Annotated in this window: 5 protein-coding genes and 3 pseudogenes; 5 read left to right on the top strand and 3 right to left on the bottom strand. The window is 69.0% G+C overall.

Going from position 1 to position 11,261, the window contains the following annotated elements:
• Both AOK24_RS11600 and AOK24_RS11595 read left to right on the top strand, forming a co-directional pair.
• The coding region (locus tag AOK24_RS11600; protein ID WP_159051842.1) for an AAA family ATPase at nt 1-2,124 on the top strand (2,124 nt) is incomplete at its 5' end.
• Between the two features lie 164 nt (nt 2,125-2,288).
• On the top strand, nt 2,289-2,477 hold the full coding sequence (locus AOK24_RS11595) for a hypothetical protein (protein WP_055719985.1): 189 nt from the start codon (nt 2,289-2,291) through the stop codon (nt 2,475-2,477).
• Nucleotides 2,478-2,672: 195 nt separating this feature from the next.
• Here AOK24_RS11595 and AOK24_RS11590 read toward each other — a convergent pair whose 3' ends face one another.
• The 3 genes from AOK24_RS11590 to AOK24_RS11575 all read right to left on the bottom strand — a co-directional run bounded on the left by AOK24_RS11590 (nt 2,673) and on the right by AOK24_RS11575 (nt 9,476).
• Nucleotides 2,673-3,287 (bottom strand): GNAT family N-acetyltransferase, encoded by a 615-nt coding sequence (locus AOK24_RS11590; protein ID WP_055719984.1) that lies wholly within the window; start codon nt 3,285-3,287, stop codon nt 2,673-2,675.
• A gap of 963 nt (nt 3,288-4,250) precedes the next feature.
• Nucleotides 4,251-4,814: a hypothetical protein gene (locus AOK24_RS11580; protein ID WP_055719982.1), complete on the bottom strand. Its 564-nt coding sequence runs from the start codon at nt 4,812-4,814 to the stop codon at nt 4,251-4,253.
• 9 nt (nt 4,815-4,823) lie between these two features.
• Nucleotides 4,824-9,476, bottom strand: a complete 4,653-nt coding sequence (locus AOK24_RS11575) for an RHS repeat-associated core domain-containing protein (RefSeq protein ID WP_055719981.1) — start codon at nt 9,474-9,476, stop codon at nt 4,824-4,826.
• 174 nt (nt 9,477-9,650) lie between these two features.
• Between AOK24_RS11575 and AOK24_RS52705 the strand changes: the two are divergent.
• From AOK24_RS52705 to AOK24_RS11565, 3 pseudogenes are all read left to right on the top strand, one after another.
• A pseudogene (locus tag AOK24_RS52705) lies at nt 9,651-10,091 on the top strand (transposase); the annotation flags it as partial.
• A gap of 76 nt (nt 10,092-10,167) precedes the next feature.
• Nucleotides 10,168-10,742, top strand: a pseudogene (locus tag AOK24_RS52700) (IS256 family transposase).
• Nucleotides 10,720-11,244 (top strand): annotated as a pseudogene (locus tag AOK24_RS11565) (tyrosine-type recombinase/integrase); the annotation flags it as partial. The pseudogenes AOK24_RS52700 and AOK24_RS11565, both read left to right, overlap by 23 nt.
• Between the last annotated feature and the right edge of the window lie 17 nt (nt 11,245-11,261).

Raw genomic sequence — 11,261 nt, 5'->3', positions numbered from 1 at the left:
TACTGGGACCGCACCCTCCCCTCCGAATCCCCGCAGGTCAGCCGCGCCGAGCACCTCGCCGCCCGGCTCCTGCGCGACCCCGGCCCCACCACCCTCACCACGACCGACGACCTCCCCGCCCTCGTACGCCGGGTAGCCCAGGAGTCGTACGACGAGGGGTACGAGCGCGGCGTCCACGACCACGACGCGACCGCGATCCTGCGCGCGGTACTACCCGTGTACGACCACGTGGGTACGCTCCGCCACGAGCCCGCCGTCCGCGCCGCCGCCCACCTCGCCTGGACCCACGGCCTCGGCGCCGACGCCCGCCGGACCTGGACCCGACGAGCCCTCTCCCTCGCCCGCGTCAGCCAGATGTTCGGCACGGCCCCCGGACTCCCCGACCTGCTCGACGAGCTGGCCACCGCCCTCGGGGGATCACGCCCCGCCGCCGACTACCTCTTCGAGGAACTGACCTCCGGTCCCGAGGGCTTCGTCCTGAGCGAGCCCGCCCGGACCCTCCTCGACAAGTTCCGCTCCGGCGTGGGGAGTTCCGCCCACGACGACTTCGCGGCCCTGCCCGTGCTGTCCGAGCGCCGACAGCTCGTGGGGTCCTGGCTGTCGGCGTACGCCTCCTCAAGTGGCCTGGAACTCACGGAAGGTGAGCTGGCCGAGGCCGTAGCGGCCGAACTGTGCCCGGAGTTGACGCGGTACTCCACCGACGCCTCACCCGCCGTGACGGTCGAGGGCCTCCTCGCAGCCCATCCACGCGTCGTCGACGGCAAGTTGACACTCCGCCTCGACGAATTCCTTGCCAGAACCGCTGAGTTCGAGCGGCACGACGTACCCGCCTGCCGTGCCTACCAGCAGCGGCGCGGCGAACTCCTGGCGGCCGAGCGCTCCCGCCTGCGCCTGTCCGAGCACCGGGCCCGCCCCATGACGACCTTCGTCCGCAACCGCCTGATCGACGAGGTGTATCTGCCGCTGATCGGCGACAGCTTCGCACGACAACTCGGCACCGCCGGAGAAACGAAACGCACCGACACCGGCGGACTTCTCCTCCTCATCTCCCCACCGGGATACGGAAAAACGACCCTCATGGAATACGTGGCGGACCGGCTCGGCCTGATGCTGGTAAAAATCAGCGGACCGGCACTGGGCCACCACGTCACTTCGCTGGACCCCGCAGAGGCCCCCGACGCAACGGCCCGACAGGAAGTGGAAAAAGTCAACTTCGCCCTGGCCGCAGGAAACAACACACTCCTGTACCTGGACGACATCCAACACATCTCACCCGAGTTCCTCCAGAAATTCATCCCCCTCTGCGACGCGACCCGCCGCATGGACGGAGTATGGAACGGAGAACCCCGCACCTTCGACCTCCGGGGCAAACGCTTCGCCGTCTGCATGGCCGGTAACCCCTTCACGGAGTCCGGCACGGAATTCCGCGTACCCGACATGCTGGCGAACCGGGCCGACGTATGGAACCTCGGCGACGTCCTCACCGGAAAAGAAGCCGCATTCGCCGAAAGCTTCCTCGAAAACGCCCTCACCTCGAACCCCGTCCTGGCCCCCCTCTCCGGCCGCGACCGCGCCGACCTCACCCTCTTCACCCGCCTCGCCCAGAACGACCCCTCAGCGACCCCGGACCGACTGCGCCACCCCTACACCATCGCCGAGATCGACGAGATCGTCTCCGTGATCCGCCACGTCCTGCGAGCCCGGGAAACAGTCCTGGCCGTCAATACCGCGTACATCGAATCCGCCGCCCAATCCACCACAACCCGAACCGAACCTCCGTTCCGCCTCCAAGGTTCCTACCGGACCATGAACCGTATCACCCAACGCATGCGGCCCGCCATGAACGACAGCGAACTCGACGCCACGATAGACGACCACTTCCTGGCCGAGGCCCAGACATTGACCACCGGGGCCGAGGCGAATCTTCTGAAACTCGCCGAGTTGAGGGGAATGCTATCCGGGGATCTCGCGGAGCGATGGGAAGCGGTGAAGGCGGCTTACGTTCCGCCAGGTGGAACCGATCCGATGGGTCAAGCTATTGCCGCCCTGGGGCTGTTGGCGGAGCGTATTACGGCGGTCGAGGAGGCTATCGATCGAGCGGCAAAGGCGAAGCGAATTCCGTGAGGCCTCGGCCCAGACAAATGCGTACGGGGCCGCAGGGATGTCGGTGTCGTCGCGACGCCGCCAGGTCGCTCGGACCCCGGCGGCGCCGCCCGGTTGGGAGGAGCCTTCGAGGGTGGGGCGACGCTTCATGCGGCTTCGCGCTCCTCTGACGTGTCTGCCTCGGGGTGTTCCTGCGGCAGGAGCTGCTGGACCATGGCGAGGTCGGCGTCGAGGAGAGTTCGAGCTTGAGGACCGCGACGCTGGAGAAGGCCGCGAGCGACATGAGCCGCAGCCACATCCGCCACTACGTCGACAACCGCGCCGACCTTGTCGGACTGTTCCGGGCCCGAAGGCCGCAAGGGATCTGGGGCTGAGCGCGCCCGAGACCGCCTCGCAGGTGCTGCTGTTGTCGTACGGGTACGCGACGTTGTTCGCGCTCGGCCTGCCGTCGTCCCGCCTTCCGGCCGCACGTGACCGCACACGACGCCTGCTGACCCTCCCCGCGAGCACCGAGGGCCCAGCGACCTAACCGCTCCCGGGCGCGGTCATGCCGGGCTGAGGCCGGTGGTTCAGGGGTGCCCGTCCGCCGGGCGCAGCATCCCCATGGGTGCCACGCCGGCGGTCTCGATGGGAGCGGTGGGGCGGAAGCCGAATCGTTCGTAGAGCCGCTGGTTGGCCTGCGCGGTCGCTTCGAGGTAGGAGGGGAGCTGTTGCGCGTCGATGGCGGCCAGCCGGTACGCCAACAGGGCGGAGCCCACCCCGAGTCCGCGCGCGGTGTCGCTGACGGCGATGTCCGCGAGGTACCAGTGCGGTCCCTTCGGACGCGCCTTCTTGTAGGCCCTGAGCTGCGCGAGGACGGAGGGTACGTGGCCGAGTCCGACGGCGCGGATCTGGCGCGGGAGTTCCCGCAGGTCGGCCCACAGGCTGCTGCGGCGGTCCGGCCCCTCCCAGGCAGCGACCCCGATGATCTCCCCTCCCGGTTGCGCGCGAGCGACGTCGATGACGCCGTTCAGGAGAGGCCCGGTGCGCAGCACGGTGGCGCAAAGCGCCGTCAGCCGGGCGATGCGGTCTCCCTCGCCGGGCAGGACCGCGTACAGGACGGGGTCCTGGCGCAGGGCCTCGGCGATGACACGGGCGCAGACGGTGACTTCGGCGGCCGAGGCCAGTCCGATGTGGAGTGTCATGGGGGCTGCTCCTCTGCTCTGGGGCCGGGTCGAGTCGGCCCGTCAGCCGGCCGCCGGTCGGCGGGGGTGGTGGGTGCGATGCGGCGAGGGCGGGCCGCCGTATGCGCGAGGCCGGTCTTCCGGCTCCTGGAGGGACGCAGTCCGGCCGACCGTTGTGCGCGGAGGCCGGACGGGGATGGTTGTCGCCGAGGCGCTGCGGGGGCGGAGGGCGTTGCCGTGGCCGGCTGCGGTGCAGCGCCGCGGACAACCTCGGGAAGCCGTGCTCCTTCGACGTCGACGTCGGGGCTGATGCGATCGAGTGCCAGGCACGGCGGCGAAGGAGAGCCATGGCGTCCGGGACCGGGGACATCCGCACGATGAACGTGTCGATGAGGACGCCGATGGCCAGAGCAAGGACGACGAAGACGATTCCGGCCACCTCGCCCCCCTCGAGTACGGAACCCCTGACGCAGCCGTCGAACGCGACGGTCAGCCCGGCATCGCGCGCCGAGGCCATTGCGTCCTTGGACGCGTCCGAGACATCCCCTGCCGACCGGCGGACCCGGACGTAGGCGACGGCGGCCTGCCCGTCGTCGGCGGTGATCTTGCCGTCGACAGGAGCGGCCATGACGATACGGGCGATGCCTGCCGCGTTGGCCGACATCTTCCTGCGCAGCAGGCCCTGTGCCTGCTGCGACTTGATGCCACAGGCAGCAGCCAGACGCCGATGCCCCGGCCCCCTCGACCTCGACAGCTGCATCCCCAACAGCCCCACATGACCTGTACATGCCCTGTGTGCTGGAGGGCGTATCAGCCTGCGGTGATCCGGAATCGCGTGCTGAAGGGCCTCGCAGCGGTTGGCGGACCGGACACGGCCTGCGACCTCCGCGCGCAGCGCGGGTCCGGCGATCCCCTGGGGACACGCCTGCTACACCGTGAAAGCGGAGCCGGTGTGCCCCCTCCGCGTGACCCGCTCCGCCCCCGTCACAGGCCGCCCGTCTCCGACGCCCACCTGCCCGCCTCGTGGACCTCCGGCCCCTCGACGTGCGCGGCGCCGGCCACGTACAGCAGCCACCGCAGCTCCAGGGAGCCGAAGAAGGACTCTCCCCAACTGTCCACCCAGACATGGACCCGCGCCGGGCCCGTGGAGATGGCGTCCCAGAATTCCCAGCCGCGGGACTCCTCGTCCGGATCGAACCGGTAGATCCAGTTCTGGAGGCGCCAGGGATTGGATTTTCCGCTCGTCGCCAGGAAAGCGGCACGGCCGTTCCGCGAGAATTCGTGCGAAGTCTCGCCATCCCGGGTGGAGATCTCCGTGAACCACTCGGGGAATTCGTCCACCGGTAGATCATCGTCGTCGAACTCCGCCGTGCAGGCCAGCTGGAGCGCTGCCGAAAGGACATCACGCACCCGCTGTACGTACACCTCTGCGGAGCCCTCGGCGACATCGACGGTGAAGACCGCCAGAACAGGCGGAGCCGCCCCGATCCCAGGCCGTTGCCGCACTCGGTCCCGTTCGGCGGCGATGCTCTCCTCGCTATGGATCATGGTGCAAGCCTACCCGTCCTGCACGACGCGACCGGAGTTGCGGATGATCTCGGAACGCAGGCCGTCGAAGAGCTTGTGCGGAATTCCGTAGAGGTCGGTTCCCTTGGTCGGGTCGGAGATCTCCGGGTATTCCTTGAGCAGTTCCTTCCATTCTCCTCGGGTGAAGGCGTCACCGTCCGGGTGATCGTCCTTGTTCTGCGGCAGAGCGGATTCTCTGATCCAGTCCCGGTATTCCCTGGAGACGTCGAAGGAGACGATCTGGCCGCCGTCACCTCGGTATTCGATGGTGTGCCTGATGTCGTCGCTCATGTTCACATAGAGCTTGCCCTTGCCGGTGAGAGTCACCTCACCGTTCTCACCGATGTGAATGCGCTGGCTCAGCGGATGGTCGGTCTGCTTGCGGTAGACCGAGATCGTGTCCTCGCCACAGGGCGCGAGCCCCAGCGGGTCCGCCCACGTGTGCGGATTGTGCACGTACGACGTGGGGTTGGGCGCTGGCGCCAGGCCCAGGGGGTCGGCGGTGAGGTAACGGGCGGTTTCCGGGTCGTAGTGGCGGAAGCAGTTGTAGTGCAGGCCGGTCTCGGGGTCGCTGTACTGGCCGGGGAAGCGCAGCGGGGTGTAGGTGGTGGCATCGGTGTGCCAAGTGGTGGAACCCCAGAGGGTGGTGCGGGTGCGCCAGGCGATGTCGCCCTGCTCGTCGACGAGTTCGCGGGGCGAACCGACGAGGTCGGTGACGATCGCGAAGAAGCGGGAGTCGATCTCCTGCTGGGGCGCCTCGGCCGCGGTGATGCGCTCGGTCTGGGCGATGGGCTTCAGCCCTTGGTGGTCCCAGGTGAGGGTGACCGGGTTCGGCAGGCCGGCGGAGCGCGTCGTCTGCTCGCACAGCGTGGTGCCGTCCCAGGTGAAGTCGACGCGTTCGACGACTGTTTCGCCGTCGGCGCCGAGACGGAGCTTCGCGGCGCGGCGGCCCAGCGGGTCGTAGGTGTACCGCCAGCGGGTGCCGTCCGGGGTGGTGACCTGGACGAGTCGGTCCTCCGTGTCCCACTCGTAGCGCCAGGTCTCCGGCTTGCGCGAGAGCCGGGTCTTCTGGCGCAGAGTGATCCGGCCGAGGGCGTCGTGCTCGTAGCGGACGCTGCCGGCACGGGTGATGCGGGTACCGGTGTAGGCGCGCTCGCCGGTGGCCTCCTGGCCGGGATGCGGGGCAGGCCAGGAGGCATGGGCCTGGTTGCCGGCCGCGTCGTAGGCGTAGGACTCGGTCCAGTCCTCGGCGTGGACCGCGGTGACGCGGCCGACAGGGTCGAGGCCGAAGTGACGCGGGCCGTTCAACTGGTCGTCGAGGAGGGTGAGATACCCGTCGTCGCGATACGTGTAGGTGCGGCGCTGGAGGGTGGAACCGTCCCGGCCGGCGGCGGACTGGGTGGCGAGTCGGCCCCGAGCGTCGTAGGTACTGTGCAGAGTGAGGAAGTCGCCGACGTGGCGGGTGAGTTCGCGGCCCGCCGCGTCGTACGCGATGTCGACGGAGCGACCGGAGGCGACCAGTCGGGTGCGGCGGCCCGCCGCGTCGTACGACCACGTCGTCGTCGCGCCGGTAGGGGTCGTACGCCCGTTGCGGCGCCCCAACTCGTCGTAGCTGTAGGTGATTTCCCGGTCGTCCACGGTCTCGGAGCGGACGAGACCGTACTGGTCCCGCGTCACGGCCAGCCGGGTGCCGTCGGGGCTGACGGCCTCGGTGAGCCGGCCGTTGCCGTCGTAGGTACAGGTGGTGACCTGGCCTGCGGCGTCTTTACGGAGGAGCCGGCCCAGTGCGTCGCGCTCGAAGGTGGTGGTCTCGCCCAGGCCGTTCGTGCGGGCGGCGAGGCGACCTGCGGCGTCGTACCGATAGGTGAGCACGCGATCGTCGAAGTCGGTCTCGGCCACCGGACGGCCCGCCGCGTCGCGGGTGTAACTCCAGGTGAGCCCTTGGGGGTTGGTGACCTGGGCGAGACGCAACTCGGTGTCGTGGCCGAACTCGTGACGCACGCCGTCGGGGGTCGTGCGGGCGGTGAGCAGGTCGAAGTGGGTGTACTCGAAACGGGTTTCGCCGCCCAGCGGATCGACGTGGGTGGTGCAGTTCCCTTCGCCGTCGTAGATCCAGGACTCGCTGGTGCCGTCCGGCCGCACGCGCCGCGCCAACTGGTTCTCGGGCGTCCACTCAAGGCGAGTCGTCGCACCGGTGGGGTCCGTCCGCGTGACGGGGCGGCCGAGAGCGTCGTGGGTCTGGCGGGTGACCGCGCCGAGCGGGTCCGTGATCTCCTGCGGCAGCCCTGCCGAGTTGCAGCGGATGGTGGTGACGTTGCCGAGCGGATCGACGACCTCGGTGGGGCGGCCCGCCTCGTCGTGGGTGAACCGGGTGGTGCGACCCGCGGGGGTGGTGAGGGAGGCGAGGTTGCCGCGGTCGTCGTAGGTGTACCGGGTGACGTTGCCGTCCGGGGTGCGGACGCTGAGAGGCTGCGGGAATTCGCCGTACTCGGCGGTGGTCTCACTGCCGTCGGGGCGTACGACCGCGACGAGGTGCCCCACGTCGTCGTAGCGGTGGACCACGGTGTGGCCCAGCGGGTCGGTGCGGCTGAGAAGGTGGTCGCGGTCGTCCCAGGTCTGGGTGGTGGTGCTCCCGAGCGGATCGGTGATCGCGACGATCTGGCCGCGCGGGTTGGCACGGTAGACGGTGGCGTGTCCGAGGGAATCGGTGTACGTGGCGGTGGTGGTGCCGTCGGTGTCCGGACCGCTGTAGGTGACCCGGGAGTCGAGGAACCCGCCACTGCCGCGGGTGGCGATGACCCGGCCCAGGTCGTCGTAGGTGTACGTGAAGACGGTGTCGTTGCTGTCGCGCCAGCCGGTGATGCGGTGGGCGCTGTCGTAGGCGAAGTGGGTGGCCGCGTCGACGGCGTTGACCACCTCGGTCAGGTCGCCGTTCTCGTCGTAGTGGTACCCGCGCAGGCGCAGCGGGCCGTCCTCGGTGAGGGCGTGCACGGCGGTCACCCGGCCGGTGCCCTCGGCGCAGGTCGGCGTCAGGCGGTAACCGCCGGAGTGGGCGATCGCCAGCAGGGTGTCGTCCGCGTCGCGCTCGAAGGCGATGTGGTGGTGGTTGCGGTCCTCGATCCTGGTCAGCCACCAGATGCCGACGGCGGCCTCGGCGGGCTCGAAGTACCGGGTCAGGCCGGCGCGCTGGTCCTGCACCACGAGTACGTACCGGGCGCCGTCGGACCGGTAGGTCAACGGCAGGCGCGCACCCGCCACCGGGTCGACGTGGTCGCCGACGATGTCCGGGGTGCGCGGGTAGTACAGGCTGGAGCCGTCCTCCCTGTGCCACCACACGCCGTCGGCCCCGGGGGCGTGCTCCAGCCGCTCGTCGAGAGTGGAGGCCCAGGACGGGCCGAAGCAGATGCCGTGCGTGTAGCCGGTCAGGTGGGTGCGGCGCAGCGTCAGCGACAGGGTGCCGGGCAGGTCGACGTCGGTCTGCGCCATGACCAACTGGCCGGTGGCCATGTCGATCGGGTCGCCGCAGGTCTCCTTGTTCGCCAGGGCCCGGGCGTCCTTGGCACGCTGCGGCAGATCAGGATCGTGCTTGGCGTTCGCGTCGATCTTGAGCCGGGAGCCTGAGCCGGGCAGCCCGTCATTGCCGCCCCTGCCGTCGCCGTGCTTTCCCACGTCGATGCTGTTGGCCTTGTCACCGACACCGTGGTCGTTGCCCTTGTGTAGCCGGGAGGTGGCTTTGACCCGGTCCGGGACGGTCTCGGTGACATGCTTGACGATCTTGCCGAGCGCGTTGTCCGTGCCCTTGAGCGCGCCGTGCAGCACGCTGTCGAACGCCTGGGTGAACGGGTCGCGGCCCTTGCTCCGGCCGAACGCGTTCCTGGCCCTTCCCAGCGGTGAACTCGCGGCCGTGTGCAGGTCGTTGCCGTGCCGCGAGACCTTCCCCGCGCCGTCCTCGAACTCGATGTGGTCGATCCTGGTGACCGGCGCGGGGCCGCCGCTGCCCTCGCCGCTGGCCGAGGCGAGCTGCATCCCGCTCTTGCCGTGCCCGCCCTGGCCGCCGCCGGCCGGCATGGAGAACGCGCCCTCGGCCAGGTCGAGCACCATGTCCTCGACCATCGCCTCCAGCTTGGCGTTCACCGGCTCGGTGAGCTTGGCCATGACCTCGTCGACGATCCGGTCCACCGCCTCGTCGATGATCCGCTTGACCACCTGCCGCATCGCCGTGACCTCGGCCGCGCCGATCAGGGCGGACAGACCGCCGGTCACGACAGCGAGCCCGGCCGAGATGCCCACCGAGGCCGCCATCACCCCGAGCTCGATCTCGGCCTTGGTCTTCATCCCGTAGATGATGTCCGCGAGGATGTCGCAGGCGTCCGCGAACAGCCGCGCGAGTTCCGGGAGTTTCTCCAGGTGGCTGGCCTTCACCTGGTACCAGTGCTTCTCGAACGCGTCCACGGCCCAGCCCTCGGAGGAGGACAGGATCCGGGTGATCGCCTTGTGCGCGCTGCCGCCCTGGCCCTCGAACTGGTCCGCGAACTCCCGCATGGCCTCGGCCATCTCGCGGTAGTCGTCCTCGTCCACGTTGGGGAAGTTGATCCCGATGAAGTCCAGAACGTCGTCCAGCCAGCCGGGAATCGTGTAACCCATACGCCTTGTCCCCCGTGTGTCCTCCGCAGTTCGGTGGCTTGGCAGCCATCAGCGTTTCGCACTCTATCGACGGGAACCTTCCGGGCTGAGTCGGCCGAGGAGAGGCGGAGCGCCTGGTGGTGGGGTTCATGGTGCGCGGATGACACAGGTCCCGTGCCTGTCGGTCCCGGTGGCATGGATGCTTTCACCGTGCAGCGCAGACGCTGCGGCGCCGTCTTCTCTCTGGCAGGCGGACTGCTCCAGCAGCTGACGAAGCGGCTGCTGGGGTCCGCCCCGGAGGGCGAAACCAGTGACCACCTCGGTGATGACAAGCACGATCCGGCCGGGAAGAACGGCGGCAACAGCCGTAATGGCACCCGCGCGGAGACCGTGCTGACCGATGTCGGCCCGGTGGAGATGTCCGTGCCGCGCGACCGGGACGGATCGTTCGGACCGGAGATCGTCAAGAAGCGGCAGAAGCGCCTGACCGGCGTGGATGAGATGGTCATCTCCCTGTCTGCGAAGGGGCTGACGGCCGGTGAGGTTCGAGCCCACCTCGCAGAGGTCTATGGCGCCGCCAGACGATCTCCAAGATCACCGACAAGGTCATCGAGGGCATGGCTGAACGGCAGAACCGCCCCCCTTGATCCGGTCGTCTTCATCAACGCGATCCATGTGAAGATCCGCGACGGCGGTGGGGGCCGAGCACTGGATGCACATCCTCACCGAGATCAAGAACCGCGGTGTGGACGACGTCCTGATGCTCGTCTACGACGGTCTCAAGGGCCTGCCCGACGCGGTCGGACCATCTATCCGCAGACGATCGTACGGACCTACGTGATCCACCTGCTGCGGAACTCCTTCCGCCATGCCGCCCGCCAGGACTGGGACAAGATCGCCAAGGTCTTCAAGCCCGCCTGTACCGCGGCGACCGAGGAGGCCGCCCTGGAGCGGTTCGCCGAGTTCGCCGATGCCTGGGGCAGGAAGTACCCGGCGATCGTGAAGCTGTGGGAGAACGCCTGGGAAGAGTTCACCCCGCTCCTCCGCTTCGATACCGAGATCCGTCGCATCGTCTGCACCACCAACGCGATCGAGTCCGTGAACGCGCGGATCCGGCGGGCGGTCAAGGCCCTCGGGCGCTTCCCCAACGAGCAGGCCGCCCTGAAGTGCGTCTACATGGCGATCATGTCCCTGGACCCCACAGGTAAAGGACAAACCCGCTGGACCCTGCGGTGGAAGATGGCGCTGAACGCCTTCGACGGCCGACCCTCCGCAGCCCGCCAGTAACCCCGAACACCCGTGTTACACCGTTCGATTGGCAGACCCCATTGCCGTGTGGCGCTCGGTCCGGCGCACCGGCGATACCAAGACCCGAAAGTCCCGGCGCACCCTCGCCCTGCCGACGCGCTGCGTCGAAGCTCTCTGGCAGCAATTCGAAGACCAGGGATGGGATCGGTTCGCCGCCGGTGATGACTGGGAGGAACACGGCCTCGTCTTCTCCTCGGCGGTCGGCAAGCCGCTCGACGCCGCCAACGTGCGCCGCGCCTTCCGCCAGGCGCTCAAGGATGTCGACGGGGTCGACGCTTCCGAGTGGACACCCCGGGAGCTCCGGCATAGCTTCGTGTCCCTGCTCTCCGACCGGGGCGTCCCGCTGGAGGAGATCTCCCGGCTCGTCGGGCACTCCGGTACGGCGGTCACTGAGGAGGTCTACCGGAAGCAGATCAGGCCCGTGATCCAGACTGGTGCCGTGGTCATGGATGGCATCTTCGAGCGCGACCCAAAGCGTTAGAGCTTGTCTCACGTGGC

This window comes from Streptomyces niveiscabiei, assembly GCF_001419795.1.
Lineage (GTDB): Bacteria > Actinomycetota > Actinomycetes > Streptomycetales > Streptomycetaceae > Streptomyces > Streptomyces niveiscabiei.
This window is presented reverse-complemented; position numbering and strand designations above follow the sequence as displayed.

Excerpts from the sequence above, each read along its gene's own strand:
- AOK24_RS11575 (WP_055719981.1), bottom strand. The coding sequence starts at position 9,476 with ATGGGTTACACGATTCCCGGCTGGCTGGACGACGTTCTGGACTTCATC.
- AOK24_RS11580 (WP_055719982.1), bottom strand. The coding sequence starts at position 4,814 with ATGATCCATAGCGAGGAGAGCATCGCCGCCGAACGGGACCGAGTGCGG.
- AOK24_RS11590 (WP_055719984.1), bottom strand. The coding sequence starts at position 3,287 with ATGACACTCCACATCGGACTGGCCTCGGCCGCCGAAGTCACCGTCTGC.